Below are 17,136 nucleotides of genomic sequence, written 5' to 3' on the forward strand. Positions count from 1 at the left end.
GATGTTTTTTGTTGGTCCCCCAAGTCTGACCGAGCAAAACACGTTTCTTGGTCTTCGTGGGTGGAACTGACGTCCCCACCTTCAACAACCACTCACGAGGCCCGACGGTTACTCGACGACGTCGACAAGCGCGCCCTTCGCCCCGGTGTTGGGCAGCGGCCACGCAGCGACCCCGCCGTTGGTGACGATCTTCTTGTCCTGCGGCAGGCACGGCGGCACGGTGCGCGCGCCGATCCACGCCAGCACGTCGGGAACCTGCGCCTTGAAGGTGTTCATGTTGTGCCCGGCGTCCGGGATCCGCCACGACGAAAGCGTCGTGGGAGCGCGGACGGCCGCCTGGATCTGGTCGATCGAGAAGCTCTCGAAACTTTCCTTGTCCCCCGCTATCGCGAGGATGTCGACCGGCGACGGATGCTTCCGCAGGTTGATCGTGACCGTGTTCGCGTCGACGATGTCCTGCCTGCCCTTGAACAGGTTCTCCGTCTCCGCGTCCACCGAAGCCTTGTAGTAACCGCTGACGCTCGCCGCCTGGCCGTACCACTGCGGATGCCTGGTCACCAGGTTCATCGCGCAGTACCCGCCCGAGGACCAGCCCGCCATCGTCCACGCCTTCCGCTGCGGGTTGGCGCCGAGTTTCTCGATCGCCCAGTCGCGGATGTCGGCGGTCAGGTAGGTGTCGTTGGCGGTGCCGTCGACCTCGTCGATGCATTCGGTGTCGTGGCCGACCTTCGGTTTCCCGGTCGGATCCGGGATCACCACGAGGGTCGGCGGGAGCACGTGTTTCGCGATGGCCGTGTCGAGTTTGGCGGGCAGCTCGTAGGGGCCGGTGACCACTTCGGGACCGGACGGGTAGTTCGGGATCCATTCGATGACCGGGAACTTGAGCGACCGGTACGCGGGATCGTAGTACTGGGGCGGGAAGTACACCGAGACGTCGCGGGTGAGGCCGGTGCGTTTGCCGGTCACCGTCATGTGCACGACGGAACCCTTGCCCTCTTTGGCGCGCATGGCCCCGGCGTCACGCAGCTTGTCGAGGTCGGCGCCGTTCTGGCCCGCGACGGCGTCGACGTTCTCCCCGGAGTACACACCGGTGCCGAACAGGGCTCCGACCGTCGGGAAGAACCCGCCGATCATGTTCCCGCCCATCCCGGCGCTGACCACGATCAGCACCACCCCGGCGAGGATCGTGGCGCTGCGCCCGATCACCTTGCGGCGCCAGCGTTCCCAGAAGAACGGCACCGCGATGATCGCGAGCAGCGTCAGCACGACGACGATGACGAGGTTCAGTGTGGAATCGAGCCGGATGGCACTCAGTCCCAGTCCCATGGCGATCGTGTCCCTCTCCGGCCGCGGCACGCCCCGCACCGCACTTCCCACATCTGGATCAAGAGACGTACGACCACCGGAAAGTGTTGTCCAGGGTGACGCGGGTCACCTTGGACGAACCGCTCAGCCTTCCAACGCGGTGCGGAGCACCCCGATCGCCTGCTTGATCGCGGCGTCCGCGGCGTGCGTTTCACGCAGGGTGTTGAGCATGACGAAGTCGTGGACGATGCCCTGGTACCGCACCGCCGTCACCGGGACTCCGGCCTGACGCAGCTTCGCGGCGTACGCCTCGCCTTCGTCACGCAGGACGTCGGCCTCCCCGGTGATCACCAGCGCGGGCGGCAGACCGCCCAGCTCGTCAAGGGTCGCCCGCAGCGGCGACGCGGTGATTTCCGCGCGCTGCGCCGGGTCGGTCGTGTACTGGTCCCAGAACCACTTCATGCCGTCGAGGGCGAGGAAGTAGCCGTCGGCGAACTGACGGTAGGACTCGGTGTCGAAGTTCGCGTCGGTGACCGGGTAGAAGAGCACCTGCTGACGGAAGGTGACGTCGCCACGCTGCTTCGCCATGAGCGTGAGCGCGGCCGTCATGTTCCCGCCGACGGAGTCACCGGCGATCGCGATCTTCGTGCTGTCGAGCCCGTTCTCGGCGCCGTGCTCGACGACCCACTTCGCCACGGCGTAGTTCTGCTCGATGGCGACCGGGTAGCGCACCTCGGGCGAGCGGTCGTACTCGGGGAAGACGACGGCCGCGCCGGTGCCGACGGCGAGTTCGCGGACCAGGCGTTCGTGCGTGTGGAAGTTCCCGAAGACCCAGCCGGCGCCGTGGATGTAGACGATCACCGGCAGCGTGCCGGTGGCGCCCGCCGGACGGACGATGCGGACCTCGACGCCGTCGACGTGCGTGGCCTCGACGTCCGCGGCGGGCAATTCGACGTCGCCACCCTGGACTTCGTCGACGGCCTTGCGTCCTTCCTCCGGCGGCAACTGGAAGAGGAACGGCGGGTTCGCGGTGGCCTCCACGAAGGCCTGCGCGGCCGGTTCGAGGGCCAGGTTGTGCGGGTTGGCGGTCATTTTCTGCCTCCTGGGGAGCCGAAGTCGATGAACAAAAGGTAGCTCGCAACTCAGTTGTGCGCAACTAAAATGCCCTCAAGGAGATTTACCTCACTAGAGTGGCGCGCTGAGGCATGATCGGCACACCATGGGACGAGGAGGACAGATGCCAACAGAAGACACCGGATCGCTGTGCCTGGACGATCAACTGTGCTTCGGGCTCTACGCGGCATCGCGCGCGGTGACCGCGCTCTATCGCGTGGTACTCGACGATCTGGGCCTGACCTATCCGCAGTACCTGGTGATGCTCGCGCTCTGGGAGGAGGACGAGCGGCTGGTCAAGGAACTCGGCACCGTGCTGAACCTCGACTCCGGCACACTGTCGCCCCTGCTCAAGCGGCTGGAGAAAACCGGACTGGTCCGGCGTGACCGGCAGGCCGACGACGAACGGTCCGTACGCGTCAGCCTGACCGAGGACGGCGCCCGCCTCAGGGAACGCGCCGTCGGAATCCCGAAGATCATCGGCGACGCGATGGGCCTCGACGCGGCCGGGCTCGCCCGCACCCGCGCGGCGCTCGATCGCTTGACAGAATCCGTGAACGCCTACCGCGAGGCCTACGTCCCGGCCGGTTAGCATGGAATTTCCGGCGCGGACAAAGGGATGACGATGATCGATCACGACGCGGCGCTCAAGGCCGTCGAGAACAGCTTGGACCGGCCGTCCGCGGCCCGCGTCTACGACTACTTCATCGGCGGCGACACGCATTACGCCATCGACCGCAATTTCGCCGAGAAGGTGCGCCAGCGTCTGCCGCTCATGGGCGAGTACTGCAAGACCAGCAGGCAGTTCCTCGGCCGCGCCGTGCGCCACTGCGCGGAACTGGGCATCCGGCAGTTCGTCGACATCGGCTCCGGCCTGCCGACCGCCGGCAACGTCCACGAGGTCGCCGACGAGGCGCGTCCCGAGGAGGACACGCATGTCCTCTACATCGACAACGAGCCGATCGCGCTCGCGCACTCGACGCTGCTGCTCGCCGACACCGCCGACCCGGACCGCCACCACGCGATCGCCGCGGACCTGTTCGACCCCGAGGATCTGTGGGAACGGGTGATCGACTCCGGGATCATCGACGTCCGGCAGCCTGTCGCGCTGGTGATCAACGCGGTCATGCATTTCATCAAGGACGAGCAGGACCCGGACGGGCTGCTGGACTTCTACCGCGACCGGCTCGCGCCGGGATCACTGCTGGTGCTCTCGCAGATGACCAATGAGAACCCGGCCAACGACGAGGAACGTCAGGCGCTGCTGGACATTCTCAAGTACTACGAGACCACGACGAACCCCGGTTTCCTGCGCCCGATGGACGAGTTCCGGCGGTTCTTCGGCGGCTGGCCGCTGCTGGAGCCGGGCCTGGTCTACGCGCCGGCGTGGCATCCGGACGAGAAGACGGTCTTCGCCGCGACCCCCTCGGAGTCGCGCGTCATCGGTGGTGTCGCCCGCAAGCCGTAGCTCTTGTAAGTACGTGAAGGCCCCCTTCATTGCGCTAGACGCAATGAAGGGGGCCTTCACGTACCTTGTGATATGCGTCGCCTTGCAGTGCAACTAGGTGCATATGAAACTAGGTGCATGGCACTGGAGCACGCGATCCTGGTTTCACTGTCCGAGCGGTCCGGCTCGGGCTACGAGCTGACGCGCCGCTTCGAGAAATCCATCGGTCTGTGGTGGAACGCCACCCACCAGCAGATCTACCGCGTCCTCAAGCGGATGGAGGACGCGGGCTGGATCGCCGTCGACCAGGTCGCGCAGTCCGGGAAGCCCGACAAGAAGGTCTACACCGTCGGCGACGCGGGCCGTGCCGAACTGGTCCGCTGGCTCGCCGAACCCGATCCCACCGCCTCGGCGCGGGAACTCGCCGTCAAGATCCGCGGCGCGACGCTCGGCGACCCCGGTGCCGTCGCCGCCGAGATCACCCGGCATCGCGACGCGCACGCGGCCCGGCTCGACGCCTACCTGCTGATCGAGAAGCGCGACTTCCCCGACCCGAGCATCCTCAGTGGACAGTCGTTGCATCAGTTCCTCGTATTGCGCGGAGGAATCCGAACCGAACAGGGCCATGTCGAATGGCTCGAGGAAGTCCTCCAGGCATTCCACCACGATGCGTAAGGACCAGCGATGAGCCTGTACCCGAACCTGTTGTCCCCTCTCGATCTCGGCTTCACCACCCTGCGCAACCGGGTGATCATGGGCTCGATGCACACCGGCCTCGAGGACAAGGAAGCGCATTTCCCGCAACTGGCCGAGTATTACGCCGAACGCGCCCGCGGCGGCGTCGGGCTGATCGTCACCGGCGGATTCGCGCCGAACCGGACCGGCTGGCTCCTGCCGTTGGCGTCGAAGCTCTCGACGCGCGCGGAAGCCAAGGCGCACAAGCAACTCACGGATCCGGTGCACGAAGCGGGCGGTAAGATCGCACTGCAGATCCTGCACGCGGGCCGGTATTCCTACCACCCGCTGAGCGTTTCCGCGTCGAGCGTCAAGGCGCCGATCAACCCGTTCAAGCCGCGAGCCCTTTCCGGGTCCGGCGTACTGCGGCAGATCCGCGCGTTCGCCGATTGTGCCTTCCTGGCCAAGGAAGCGGGCTACGACGGCGTCGAGATCATGGGCTCCGAGGGTTACTTCATCAACCAGTTCCTCGCCGAACGGACCAACAAGCGCACCGACGAATGGGGCGGCAGCGCGGAGAACCGTCGCCGGATCGCCGTCGAGATCGTGCGCCGCACCCGCGAAGCGGTCGGTGAGGACTTCATCATCATCTACCGACTGTCCATGTTGGACCTCGTCGAAGGCGGCCAACGCTGGGAAGACGTCGTCGCGCTGGCCAAAGAGGTCGAAGAGGCGGGCGCGACGATCATCAACACCGGCATCGGCTGGCACGAGGCGCGGGTGCCGACGATCGTGACGTCGGTGCCGCGCGCGGCCTTCACGTGGGTGACCGGGAAGCTCAAACCGCACGTCGGGATCCCGGTCGTCACGTCGAACCGGATCAACATGCCGCAGGTCGCCGAGGAGGCGCTGGCGAGCGGGGACGCGGACCTGGTGTCGATGGCGCGACCGTTCCTCGCCGACCCGGAGTGGATCCGCAAGGCCGAGACCGGACGCGAGGACGAGATCAACACCTGCATCGCCTGCAACCAGGCCTGTCTCGACCACGCGTTCAAGCGGCAACTGGTGTCCTGCATGGTCAATCCCCGTGCGGGCCACGAGACCACGCTGACGCTGGCGCCGGCGCGGAAGACCAAACGCGTCGCCGTCGTCGGCGCGGGTCCCGCCGGGCTGGCGGCCGCGACCAGCCTCGCCGAACGGGGTCACGCCGTCGAGCTGTTCGAGGCCGACGACGAGATCGGTGGTCAGTTCGGGATCGCGCGCAAGATCCCCGGCAAGGAGGAGTTCGCGGAGACCATCCGGTACTACACACGGCGACTGGAGGTCACCGGCGTCAAGGTCCACCTCGGCACCCGAGTGGCCGCCGCCGACCTCGTCGGCGCCGGATTCGACGAGGTCGTGCTGGCCACCGGCGTGACACCGCGGGTGCCGTCGCTTCCCGGCATCGGCCACCCGAAGGTTCTGTCCTATGTGGACGTCGTCCGGCACGGGAAACCGGTCGGCGGGAAGGTCGCCGTGATCGGCGCGGGCGGGATCGGGGTGGACGTCAGCGAGTTCCTGACGCACACCACCTCCCCGGCGCTCGATCTGGAGGCGTGGATGGCCGAATGGGGTGTCACCGATCCCGAGCGGGCCGCGGGCGGGCTGACCGAGCGGAAGGTCGAGCCGTCACCTCGGCAGGTCTTCCTGCTGCAGCGCAAGAAGTCCGGGATCGGCGCGGGGCTGGGCAAGACCAGCGGCTGGGTGCACCGGGCGGCGCTGAAGGCCAAACGCGTCGAGCAGCTCACCGGGGTCACCTACGACCGGATCGACGACGACGGACTGCACATCACCGTCGGTGACAAGCCGCGCGTGCTCGATGTGGACACCGTCGTCGTCTGCGCGGGACAGGAGCCGGTGCGGGACCTCGCCGAAGACCTGCGGGCGGCCGGACTGCCGGTGCATCTGATCGGCGGCGCCGACGTCGCGGCGGAACTGGACGCCAAACGGGCCATCGATCAGGGAACGCGCCTCGCCGCTGTTCTCTGACGTGGGGCCTCGTAGGTGGCAGGATGAACCCTTGTGCGAGACGTATGCGTGATCGGGCTCGGGTTGATCGGCGGTTCGCTGCTGCGCGCGGCGCATTCGATCGGCCGCACCACGTTCGGGGCGACGACCTCCGAAGCTGACGCGGACGCGGCCAGCAGAGCGGGTTTCGACGTGACGACGCAGGTCGAGGCGGCGCTGGGCAAGGCGGCGGAGCGGGACGCGATGATCGTGCTCGCGGTGCCGCTGCCCGCGGTCGAAGACGTGCTTCGCACCGTTTCGCGGGTCGCCGGGCACTGCGTGCTCACCGACGTCACCAGCGTGAAGGGCCCGGTGCTGGACGGCGTCCGGCGTCGCGCGCCCTACGCGAAGTTCGTCGGCGGGCATCCGATGGCCGGGACCACGGAGTCCGGCTGGAAGGCGAGCGACCCGGCGCTGTTCGGCGGGGCCGCGTGGGTACTCGGCGTCGAGCACGACACCGATCTGACGGCGTGGGCCGAGGTCGCCCAGCTGGTACTGGACCTCGGCGCGCATGTCGTGCCGCTGCCCGCGGACTCGCACGACGAGACGGTCGCGCGGATCTCGCATCTGCCGCATATCTTCGCGGCCATCCTCGCCACGATCGGCGCGCAGGGCGGACCGCTGGCGATGGCGCTGGCCGCCGGGTCCTACACGGACGGCACGCGCGTGGCCGGGTCGAGCCCGGCGCTGGTGCGGGCGATGACCGAGGGGAACCGGGACGCGCTGCTGCCGATCGTCGACGAAGCGCTCGGACGGCTGGGCGCCGCGCGGGGCTCGCTGGCGTCGACAGGTGGGCTCGCGGTGACGGTCAACGCCGGTTACGAGGGCGCGCAAGCGTTTGTGACCAGTAAAGACACTGAGCGCGCGGGGGTACGCGTCAGCCTGACCGCTCCGGACGCCCGCGACGGCCTGATCGCCCTCGGCGAGCGCGGTGGCCGGATCACGGCGATCGAGGACGACACCGCGGTCGGCGAGGTCTCCTGACGCGTTTAGTCCTCTGAATGCGGTAGTTGCGTGCGCAAGGACCGCATTCAGAGGACGAAACGCGGCGGTTATTGGCCCTGGGGCGGCTGCTGCTGGTCCTGCTGAGGCTGGTTGTCCGGGGTGTCGTCGAACTTGTTGATGAAGCCCTTCGCCTTGTCGACACCGGAGTCGATCTTGGAGTCGTGGCCGGAGAACTTCGACTTGGCGAACTCCGCCGCCTTGTCCACGCCGCCCTCGATCTTGTCGTTGTGCTCGCGGAGAGCGTCGGTGGCCTTGTTCTTCAATTCATCGAAGTTGATGCCCATGGCCTCATCGTCACACAGGTCGCGGGGTGCGCGCCCGGGACGAGCGCGCCGATCACCCGCCGCGGGGACGCCCGCTCAAAACGGCCGGTCACCCACGATGGCGACACGTTCGGCCACTCGCGCGTACGGGTGGTAGTCGTTGACGGCGTAATGCTGGGTGGCACGGTTGTCCCAGAACGCCACCGAGCCGGGCCGCCAGGTGAAGCGCACCTGGAACTCCGGGATGTGCGCGCGGCTGAACAGGTACCGCAAAAGCCTGTCGCTCTCTTCGCGTTCGAGTCCGACGATGTGCGTCGTGAAGGCCTGGTTCACGAAGAGGGTGCGCCGTCCGGTCTCGGGATGCGTGCGGACGACCGGATGCTCGACCGGCGGAAACGCGTCCTGGTGCCGCGAGAGCGTTTCCGGATCGGAGAACCGGGCGAAGCCGGGGATGAAGTCGTGCACCGCTTTCAGCCCGTCGATGCGGGCGCGGACGTTCTCCGGCAGGTTGTCGTAGGCGGCGGCCATGTCGGCCCACATCGTGTCGCCGCCGACCGGCGGGACCTCGATCAGCCGCAGCACCGAGCCGAGCGCCGGCGCGGGCCGGAAGGTGACGTCGACGTGCCAGATGTTCTCGAAAGCGGGCATGGTCGCCGAACGGGTGAAGCGGGTGGTGTCCTCGGTTTCGCCCTGGGGGATGAACGGGTTCGTCTCCAGTTCACCCCAGTGGGCGGCGAAGGCGCGCTGGTGTGCCGTGGTGATGCGCTGGTCACGGAAGAACAGCACCTTCCACTCCAGCAGCGCTCGGTTCAACTCCACCTGCAGGGCGGAAGTCAGCGGCTCGGCGAGGTCGACGCCGCCGATCTCGGCACCGATCACCCGCCCCAGCGGACGCAGGGCGAAGAGTTCGTAAGGGCGTTCTTCCTCGCCTTCCGGCAGGCGACGCAGTACGCGGGGCCCTTCGAGGATTCCTCCGTCGGGGACGGTCGCCGGGCGGAGCAGGACACGGTCGGGCAGCTCAACGGACATGCTTGGCTCCAGGGTTTCCGATTTCCGGGATGACGAAAGAGGCCACCTGCACGGATGGCCTTCGCTGGGAAATGCGGTTACGCGGGCGGCGAGCCCAGCCGTCCACGGCGCAGAAGCAGAGCGGCGACGCCTTCACCCAACGAGCGGTGCGGCGCGAACTCCCAGATGGTGGACACGGCCCCATGGTGTCCCCTGGTCGGGGACGCGGTCAACCGGGTCCAGGCTGCGGGACGCCTAACGACGCCGTTCGTAGGGGAAACTTCCCGACCACCGATTCCGCTCCTCGCGCGGCCGCAGTGCCTCGGCCAGCACCCACTGCGAATGCGTCGTCCCACCTTGGCCGACCGGGCCGAGCTGGAAGGTGACCCAGCCGACCCAGTGCGCCGTCGTCGTCGCCCGCCACATCCCCAGCAGTCCGGGGACGATGCCGGCCAGGTCGAGGCCGTCGGGCAGGCGGGTCTTCGACGCGCCGACCGGGTAAACCAGCCTGAGATTGACCCAAACGGGCTGGTGGGGCCGGACCATGTGAAGGTGACGCGGCCCCGGCGGCATCGTGTCACCAGTGTCGAGCATGGCTCTGATTATGCGTCACTTTTCGAACATAAGTTCGAGAGCATGCTCACGCTCCCCCGGGCGGGTGGTATTCATCGCTAGGGTGGAGGTCATGCTCGTCTGGATCAACGGCCCCTTCGGCGGCGGAAAGACGCAGACCGCGCATGAACTGCATCGGCGCCTTCCCGGCAGCGTCCTGTCCGATCCCGAGGTCGCGGGCTTCGGCTTGCACCGGATGTTGCCGCCACCACTGCGCGGCGACTTCCAGGACCTGCCCGCGTGGCGTCAGGGCGTCTTCGAGGTGCTCGATCTCCTGCTCGGTGAACAGGACGGCCCGGTAGTGGTGCCGATGACGCTGGTAGAACCCACCTACTTCGATGAGATCGTCGGCAGGCTGCGCGAGCGCGGGCATGACGTCCGGCATTTCGCTTTGCTGGCCGAACGCGAGACCGTCCTGCGACGGTCGCGTGAACGCGGCGTCGTCCATTCCGTGCGGCGGAAGGGTGTGCCGCCGAAGCGCGAGAGTTTCGCGGTGTCGAAGCTCGACCTCTGCCTGGAACGGCTGAGCGGCGCGGAGTTCGGAGAGCACGTCCACACCGACCGGCTCACCGTCGCCCAGGTCGCCGATCGGATCGCCGCGTCGGCGGGGCTGACGCTCGAACCGAACACGGACAGCGCGCTGCGGGGTTTCGTCCGTCGCAAGTGGACGAGTGTCAAGCACATCCGGTTCGACTGAACCTCAGGCCCGGCGGTGGTACGGCAGGAACCGCCGGACCAGTCGCAACGGTGCGCGTTCGACGAGATCGGGGCCACGCACGGCGTCGAAGGCGGTGCCGATCTGGTCGACCACACCGGACAGTTGCTCGTTGTCGGGCATCGGCATCTCCGCCGGGTCCCGTTCCTCGCGGACGGCGGCCGCGAGTTCGGCGAGCGCGGCCGTCAGGAGGGCGATGTCGGCGTCGTCCGGGGCGGGGGCGCCGCGGCCGAGGGTGACGCCGACCTCGGTGACGGCGTCCGCGACGCGTTCCAGCCCGGCGATCACCGGCCACCAGGCGACCGCTTGCCGTCCGGCGGCGGAGGGTTCGACGACGACCTGCTGGAACGCGGTCCGCAGGTCGGCCAGCGCGCGGTAGGCGCGGCGACGGGCCCGTGAGCGTTCCAGCCGCGCTTCGCCCGACGGCGCGAGCACGAGACCCTTGTCGACGTATTTCACCAGGCAGTCGAGGCTGTCGGCGAGTCGTCCGCCGACCTGCGGGCGACGGCTGCCCGGCCACAGCAGGTAGCCGAAGAGGAGGACGATCGCGCAGCCCAGCACCGTGTCCACGAGCCGCGCGAGCACGATGTCCCAGCTGCCGGTGCTGGCGAGGTCCATCTGCAGGATGATCAGCGGTGTCACGAAAGCGCTGAGGATGCCGTAGTTGCGGACCTTCCCGACCGCGACACCGCCCGCGAATACGGCGATCAGCAGCACCAGCAGCCACCCCTCGCCGCCGGCGGCGAGTACGGCCGCGCCGATGCCGACACCGATCACCGTACCGATTCCGCGTAGTACCGCGCGGCCGAACACCGAGCCGAAGTCCGGTTTGAGGACGATGCCGACGGTGAGCGTGATCCAGTAGGAGCGTTCGAACGGGACCATCAGCGCGACGACTTCGGCGATCGCGACGCACAGGGTGAGGCGGAGCGCGGCGAACCAGGTGAGCGGACCGGAGATGAGCGAGCCCGCCCAGCCGCGGAGGCGTTTGTGCCACGGCTGGACCTCGCGCCGTTTCCGGTTGTCGCCCTTGCCGATCCTGGCGAGCCCGGCGTAGAGCGCGGCGAGGACCGGGTCGGCGTCTTCGGGCGCTTCGGGCGGCTCCGGCAGTTCCTGATTCGCGAGGACGGCGGCCGACGTCGCGATGAAGTGGTCGATCACGTCGTCCGGGGCCCGGCGGCCGGCGTTGACCATCGCGACCGACGCCTCGACGGCCGGGGTGCTGGCCGAGAGCAGGTTGAGCAGCTGGCGGTAGGTGGCGTCGCGGCCCGACAGCCACGATCGCGCGGTGAGCAGCCGGTCGTACGCGGTGTTCATCGCGGTCGTGAGCTGGTGGCGCGCGACGCGGGAGGTGGCTTCGTCGGTCGCGGACAGCATCGCGGCGAGTTCGACGTAGACGTGCGCGACGGCACCGCGTTCCGGGCTGGTCGCGCGGAAGGTCCAGGTGGCGAGCGCGATGAGCAGGCTCCAGGCGGCGCCGACGCAGAAGTATCCGAGGAGGAGCTCGACGCGCACACCGGTCACGTGCTGACCGGTGCCGAGCACGCAGAAGACAAACATCTGCAGCCCGGCGACCGAGGCGTTGCTGCCTGCCGCGCTGATCAGCGCGGACACCGCCGCGACCCCGACGACGACCGGAATGGAGGCGGCCGGGATTCCGCCGGTGATAAGCCCGGCGAAGTAGCCGAGGGCGGCGGCAGCGGTGGCGCCGCCGAGACGGCGGGCGCGGTAGCGGTACGGGCCCGCGGATTCGGACAGGACGGTGGGCAGGGCGCCGGTGGAGATGAGTGCGCCGACGCCGATGTCGCCGAGCGCGTAGCCGACGGCCAGCGGCACGGCCAAGGCGAGTACGGCTCTGGCGACCATGTTCCACGGAATGGGAACCGGCGTGCTGCGGAGCAGCTGCACCAGCCAATGCGGTGCGGCGATCTCGCGGCGCGTGGTGCTCACGCCCCTATCTTGACTTATCCGCCGGGGGTGGAGCGGTTATCGTCGCCACATGGGCAAGACGTACTCCTTCGAAATCAACCGGACGAGCAGCGCCTCGCCCGCTTCCCTCTTCGCGTTGGAAGCCGACGGTTCCCGGTGGTCGGAATGGGCGAAGCCGGTGGTGTTCCACTCGCGCTGGGCGCGGGAACCGGGTGAGGACGGGGTGGGCGCCGTCCGGGCCGTCGGCCTGTGGCCGGTGTATCTCCACGAAGAGACGCTGGAGTACGAACAGGATCGGAAGCACGTCTACGGCTTCGCGGGCATCGCGCCGCTGAAGGACTACCGTGCCGAAGTCTCGTTCACGCCCAACGCTTCCGGCGGTACGGATCTGCGCTGGACCGGCCGGTTCACCGAATCGCTGCCCGGCACCGGCGCCGCCGCCTGCGCCGCTTTACGCGCCGTGGTCTCGCTTCTGGCCACTCGCCTGGTGAAACACGCCGAACGCGCCTGACCCCACCCCCCGCCCTTCCCAAGGGGGGCGGCCCCGAGTCCAGTCTACCGGCGATGGGCGGCGAGAACGGCTGGTCGGCGGGGTTGTCCACAGATGGGGATGCTTGTGGACAACTCCCCCGCGATGTCATGAGGGGTCCCCATAGGACGAAATCTGTCCTAGGGGGACCCCTCATGACACGAGCGGGCGGACCCGAAAGATCAGCCCGCGCCGAGACACAGGAAGGGACGCCGCAGCGGATCGGCGGCGGTCGCCTCGGCGAGCGCCAGAGCGGGCGAAGTCCCCGAGGCCAGCCGCCGGTGCAGGTCGGACATCGCGTCGGCGGCGGCCTTGTCGCCGACCCGCGCGATCGCCCCGATGACCGTCCGCGAGCCGCTGGCGAGCAGTGTCCCGGCGAAGCCGAGTGCCTCCTCGCCGGGCCGGATGTGGCTCATCGCGAGTTCGCACGCGGCCAGCACCACCCGTTCCGGCGGATGCGCGAGCCGGGCTGTTTCGTGCGCGTACAACGGTCCCCCGACCAGTTCCAGCCGCGAGAACAGCGCGTTCGCCGGTTCGTGCGCGCCGTGCGCGACCAGATGCGCCATTCCGGAACCATCCAAAGCGGACAGTACGACCGCGCTGGTCGCGTCCTTCCCGTCGACGAGCCGGGCCTGCGGGTACACCGACCGCAGGTTCCGCACCTCGCCGACCGAACCCGGCACGCCGGGCCCGCCGGCGAGCAGGACCGGCCCCTTGCTGCGTCGTCCGGACGCGGTCACCCAGGCGGTCGCCGACGGCGCGATCGACACCGGATGTCCGTGCAGTGACGGCAAAGCACCCCAAGGCAGCGCGTACAGCGAACCGATCGGCACGATGATCAGCTCCCGGTTCTCCAACGTCTTCGCCAGCGACGCGGAGATCAGCTTGTCCAATTTGTCCGCTCGACGCCGCGCGGAGCCGGTGACGACCTCGACCAGTGGCGCGGGCAGGTTGTCCGGGGCCAGCGCGTCGAGGTCCGCGTGCAGTTGTCGCGCGGTCTCGACGATCTCCGCGAGCGGCCCCAACTTCAAGAGCCGGAACCGGCCGCGGTCGACGACCACCGCGTACAAGGTGTCGCGGTACCCCATCAGGCTGACCAATACGCGATCCCCGAGTTGCTCGACTACCTCTTCGGGTGCCGAGACGGGCCGCGGCCGACCCCATTTGCTGGTGTACCACCCGAGCCGCGTCGCCTCCTGCTGCAAGCGGTCGTAGCGTTCCTCGAGACTCCCGACCGGTTCGCCGGACAGCCGCCGCGCCTGGATCGTCCCCTGCACGTGCCGCATTTCGTTGATGTGCCGGGCGAGCGCGGGATCCTCGATGATCGGAAGTGGTTCGTAGCGGTACACCTGGGCGCGTGTGCGTTCGAGCCACGCGAACAGGCTTTTCGCCCCGGCGCCGCTGCGCCTCGCCTTCTTGAGCACCAGCGTCAGTGCGAGTTTGCCCAGTTCCTCGCCGTGCGCCGCCGTCCCGCAGACGAGGTCGAGCCCGCCCATGCGGTCGCGGATCTGCCCGAGTTCCGCCAGCCCGGCCCGTGCCTGGGCGAGCGCCGACCGCGGCCGGTGCGACGCCACCGCGAGTTCGGCGCGGCACAGCCGCAGCAGCATCCGGTGGTCGATCGGCGTGGTCTGCCGCGGTTTCGGTACCTGCGCCAGCAGATTCTCCGCGGCCGCCGTCTCGTCACGGCGGATCAGCAGCCGCACCGCGAACATCCTGGCCGCGCCCGCCTCGTCGCGCAGACCGAGTTCGGCCAGCCGGATCGCGAGATCGGCCAGTTGCCCCGGCAGTTTCGCGGACGGTTTCTTCTCCCGGTCCGCCAAGACCTTCACCGCGTCCGCGCGGAGCCGGGTCAACGCGGCGACCTCCGCCCAGCGTCCCTTGCCACGCCGCAGGAAACTCCGCCGGGCCGACGCCGCGAGCTTTCTCGCCAGCGCGTGGTCACGTTCCAGGATGGCGGCACCGGCCCTGGCGACCTCCGCCTCGGCGACGAGATGCACCGCGCCGTTGCGCCGCAGTTCCGGGATCGCGTCGTCGAGATGCCGCGCCGCCTCTTCGGCGAGTCCCGCGGTGAGCAGCGCCTTCGCCTGGTCGAGCCGGACGAGCGGCAGCGAACCGGAACCGTCGGTCACGAAGATCGCGGCGGCCTGCTCGTAGTGCCGCAGAGCTTCCGGGATGTCACCGAGCAGCTGCGCGTGATCGCCGAGGTTGTGCCGGATCTTCCCTTCCAGCCGCCGGTATCCGTGCTCGACGGCCAGGTCCAGCGCCTCGACGAGGTCTCGGTACGCCGCGTCCGGATTGCTCATCTCCAGGTGCAGCCAAGCGCGGTTCACCAGCGACCGGGTCAGCACCGCGCTGTACTTGCCGGCCTCGGCGGCCAGCCCCGGCAGGAAGGCGTTGTTGAGCGCGAGCGATTCCTCCAGCCGTCCGGCGCGCATCAGCACGACGGCGCGCTGCAACCCGACGACGAACCGCAACTCGTGCCGGACGTCACCGTCCGGCAGCAGCAGGCGGATGCGTTCCGCCTCGTCCAGTCGGGCGAGACCGTCCTCTTCGGACGCGATCTCCGCTTCGGCCGCCGCCAGGCTGATGAGGATCCGGACCCGGACCTCCAGCCGCGCGAGGTGTTCCTCGTCGACCGGCCCCAGCAGGACGAGCGCGCGCCGCATCAGGCGGATCGGCCTGCTGAGCCCGTGATCCGCGGCGGCCGCCTTCGCCTGGGCATGGAGCTCGGCCGCCTCTTCGGCTACGGGATCGACGACAGGAGGAGACGGCGCGGGCACACGCACTATGGGAGCACACCCACGCCGCATAACGGAACAGCCGTCCGGTTAGAGCACCACTGTCGGGGTCACGACGGTCCGTCGGCAGGTCACGTCACCGAGATGGATCACGATCTGGGTGGTTCCCTGGGGAACGTTGTCCAGCACGAACCGGCCACCTTCGTCGGCGGTGGTGGAACTCGTCCCGTGCTCGGCGACGCGCACCTCCACTCCGTACTCGCCGGCGGGCACGAGCCAGCCGTCGATCCGGTGCTTCTTGCCGATCTTGGTCAGGTTGATCATCACGGTCAGATCGCTGACGGTGAAGGTGATCGTGCCGGTGTCGCTGCCGCGAACGCCGGCCGTGGCGTCCATCCGTTCCCAGCGGGCGACCTCGACGTCGAGGTTTTCGAGCGCGAGCGCGAACTGAACCCGCTGCACCAGATCTCCCGGTGGCGGGTCCAATTCGTCCATGAAACGTCCGATATCGGCCAGTAAGGCCTCATCGCCCGGGGAGGTCATCTCCCCCGGCGTCCCGAGGTCGTTCATCGGCTTCCCCCTTCTTGGCCCAGCAGGTCGCGCATCGATTCGAGGCAACGGCCCCTGGTCGGTCCGACACTTCCGCGCGGCATGCGGAGTGCTTCGGCGACCAGTTGGTATTCGGCCCGCCCGGCGAGCACGGTCAGCCGAAGGAGCTGCTGACAGCGGTGCGGCAGGCGGAGGAAGGCGCGCCAGACCCGGCGATCCCGGTCGGCGCGGACGGCTTCCTCCTCGGGAGCCGGATGAGTGCTTTCCATGTTTTCGGCCAGCTCGTCGGTCAGCGGGACGGGCTGAGCGCGGCGGCCGAAGGGGTGCTGTGCTTCACGTCTGGTGGTGGTGATCAACCACGCGGCGAGGGCTTTGGGGTCCCGAAGTTTCTCGAGTTGGCTGAACAGGGCGAGCCACACCGTCTGGACCACGTCCTCGGCGGTCAGGCGATCGAGCCCGTTCGCACGCGCGACATGCCACACGAGCGGGGTCAGCTCGTGCACAAGTCTGTCCATCGCCTGGCGGTCACCGGCCCGCGCCGCGCGCATGCAGGCGGCATGCAGATCGGCACCGGTCAGTCCTTCCCATGGCGGGTCTACCTCGGTCGTTTGCACGTCGGTCACCGTATCTGCCCCACTTCGGACGTGTCTTCGTGTCGGCGCTGGCAGTATCGCGGGCCCTTCGGGGAGAAGGAGCGTGCTGGAGGCTCTGGGATACATCAAGTCACTAACTTTTTTGTGTCGGATATCCGGACTCTGGCGCATCGGTGGTCGAGGACAAAGGCACCGGCCGGCGCGAGTAGGTGTGGACTGCGCACCGGCCGGCCCTTTTTCCCTCCCCCCGGGCCCGCTCCCCAACGGGCCCGCATCCGGGCGTCCCCCTCCCCCGAAGGAGCACCCGGAGGCAATGTCCGGAGGCCCCCTCGGCCTCCGGACATCACCCGTCTGTGTCGGTTCAGTTCACCGGCGGATTGGTGCCGTGCGGTTCCCAGTTGCCGTCCGGGCTCGTCCCGGGACGGGGCGGGACCGGAGCCGCGATCGGCTTCGGGGTCACTTCGAGGTCCTCGGTGGCTGCGGCCTCGTCCTCGACGGGTGCGGTGCTGGTCTCGGTCGTCATCGGGTGTCCCTCATTTCCTCGACTGCTCCATAGGACGCAACGAGGCTGCCATCAGATACACGCAGAGCCAGGTTTTTCGGATAACT

The 17,136-nt window shown here is 68.6% G+C and carries 17 protein-coding genes; 7 read left to right on the plus strand and 10 right to left on the minus strand.

What is annotated here, in order from left to right; genetic code table 11:
* Positions 1-108 precede the first annotated feature (108 nt).
* On the minus strand, positions 109-1,326 hold the full coding sequence (locus ACZ54P_RS00045; protein ID WP_465459361.1) for an alpha/beta hydrolase: 1,218 nt from the start codon (positions 1,324-1,326) through the stop codon (positions 109-111).
* 123 nt (positions 1,327-1,449) lie between these two features.
* Complete coding sequence (locus ACZ54P_RS00050; RefSeq protein ID WP_465459362.1) at positions 1,450-2,397, minus strand: alpha/beta hydrolase; 948 nt, start codon at positions 2,395-2,397, stop codon at positions 1,450-1,452.
* Between the two features lie 145 nt (positions 2,398-2,542).
* Between ACZ54P_RS00050 and ACZ54P_RS00055 the strand changes: the two genes are divergently transcribed.
* The 5 genes from ACZ54P_RS00055 to ACZ54P_RS00075 all read left to right on the plus strand — a co-directional run bounded on the left by ACZ54P_RS00055 (position 2,543) and on the right by ACZ54P_RS00075 (position 7,570).
* On the plus strand, positions 2,543-3,010 hold the full coding sequence (locus ACZ54P_RS00055; protein ID WP_465459363.1) for a MarR family winged helix-turn-helix transcriptional regulator: 468 nt from the start codon (positions 2,543-2,545) through the stop codon (positions 3,008-3,010).
* A gap of 27 nt (positions 3,011-3,037) precedes the next feature.
* Positions 3,038-3,886 (plus strand): SAM-dependent methyltransferase, encoded by an 849-nt coding sequence (locus tag ACZ54P_RS00060; protein ID WP_465459364.1) that lies wholly within the window; start codon positions 3,038-3,040, stop codon positions 3,884-3,886.
* A 117-nt stretch (positions 3,887-4,003) separates the two neighbouring features.
* Entirely contained in the window at positions 4,004-4,540 is a 537-nt protein-coding gene (locus tag ACZ54P_RS00065) for a PadR family transcriptional regulator (protein ID WP_465459365.1), read from the plus strand.
* A 9-nt stretch (positions 4,541-4,549) separates the two neighbouring features.
* Positions 4,550-6,568, plus strand: a complete 2,019-nt coding sequence (locus ACZ54P_RS00070; protein ID WP_465459366.1) for an oxidoreductase — start codon at positions 4,550-4,552, stop codon at positions 6,566-6,568.
* 48 nt (positions 6,569-6,616) lie between these two features.
* Positions 6,617-7,570 (plus strand): prephenate dehydrogenase, encoded by a 954-nt coding sequence (locus tag ACZ54P_RS00075; RefSeq protein ID WP_465460183.1) that lies wholly within the window; start codon positions 6,617-6,619, stop codon positions 7,568-7,570.
* Between the two features lie 68 nt (positions 7,571-7,638).
* Here ACZ54P_RS00075 and ACZ54P_RS00080 read toward each other — a convergent pair whose 3' ends face one another.
* The 3 genes from ACZ54P_RS00080 to ACZ54P_RS00090 form a co-directional block, all read right to left on the minus strand.
* Positions 7,639-7,875 (minus strand): antitoxin, encoded by a 237-nt coding sequence (locus ACZ54P_RS00080; protein ID WP_465459367.1) that lies wholly within the window; start codon positions 7,873-7,875, stop codon positions 7,639-7,641.
* Positions 7,876-7,950: 75 nt separating this feature from the next.
* Complete coding sequence (locus tag ACZ54P_RS00085) at positions 7,951-8,883, minus strand: TauD/TfdA dioxygenase family protein (protein ID WP_465459368.1); 933 nt, start codon at positions 8,881-8,883, stop codon at positions 7,951-7,953.
* A gap of 234 nt (positions 8,884-9,117) precedes the next feature.
* Positions 9,118-9,456, minus strand: coding sequence for a hypothetical protein (locus ACZ54P_RS00090; RefSeq protein WP_465459369.1), 339 nt, complete (start codon positions 9,454-9,456; stop codon positions 9,118-9,120).
* A gap of 91 nt (positions 9,457-9,547) precedes the next feature.
* Between ACZ54P_RS00090 and ACZ54P_RS00095 the strand changes: the two genes are divergently transcribed.
* The gene (locus ACZ54P_RS00095) at positions 9,548-10,171 is read left to right on the plus strand and encodes an AAA family ATPase (RefSeq protein ID WP_465459370.1); all 624 of its coding nucleotides are present in this window, start codon (positions 9,548-9,550) and stop codon (positions 10,169-10,171) included.
* 3 nt (positions 10,172-10,174) lie between these two features.
* Here ACZ54P_RS00095 and ACZ54P_RS00100 read toward each other — a convergent pair whose 3' ends face one another.
* Positions 10,175-12,139 (minus strand): FUSC family protein, encoded by a 1,965-nt coding sequence (locus tag ACZ54P_RS00100; protein ID WP_465459371.1) that lies wholly within the window; start codon positions 12,137-12,139, stop codon positions 10,175-10,177.
* A gap of 49 nt (positions 12,140-12,188) precedes the next feature.
* Between ACZ54P_RS00100 and ACZ54P_RS00105 the strand changes: the two genes are divergently transcribed.
* Positions 12,189-12,629 carry an SRPBCC family protein gene (locus tag ACZ54P_RS00105; protein WP_465459372.1) on the plus strand — a complete coding sequence of 147 codons (441 nt, stop codon included), beginning with the start codon at positions 12,189-12,191 and terminating at the stop codon, positions 12,627-12,629.
* A 200-nt stretch (positions 12,630-12,829) separates the two neighbouring features.
* Here the strand turns inward: ACZ54P_RS00105 and ACZ54P_RS00110 are convergent, their stop codons facing one another.
* The 4 genes from ACZ54P_RS00110 to ACZ54P_RS00125 form a co-directional block, all read right to left on the minus strand.
* A complete protein-coding gene (locus tag ACZ54P_RS00110; RefSeq protein ID WP_465460184.1) occupies positions 12,830-15,313 on the minus strand; it encodes a CHAT domain-containing protein in 2,484 nt (827 codons plus the stop codon).
* 162 nt (positions 15,314-15,475) lie between these two features.
* Positions 15,476-15,955, minus strand: a complete 480-nt coding sequence (locus tag ACZ54P_RS00115; RefSeq protein ID WP_007030725.1) for a hypothetical protein — start codon at positions 15,953-15,955, stop codon at positions 15,476-15,478.
* On the minus strand, positions 15,952-16,557 hold the full coding sequence (locus ACZ54P_RS00120; protein ID WP_465459373.1) for an RNA polymerase sigma factor: 606 nt from the start codon (positions 16,555-16,557) through the stop codon (positions 15,952-15,954). The genes ACZ54P_RS00115 and ACZ54P_RS00120 overlap by 4 nt, the downstream gene beginning before the upstream one ends.
* A 331-nt stretch (positions 16,558-16,888) precedes the next feature.
* The gene (locus tag ACZ54P_RS00125; RefSeq protein ID WP_465459374.1) at positions 16,889-17,050 is read right to left on the minus strand and encodes a hypothetical protein; all 162 of its coding nucleotides are present in this window, start codon (positions 17,048-17,050) and stop codon (positions 16,889-16,891) included.
* Between the last annotated feature and the right edge of the window lie 86 nt (positions 17,051-17,136).

Source organism: Amycolatopsis sp. NPDC034160 (assembly GCF_055575355.1).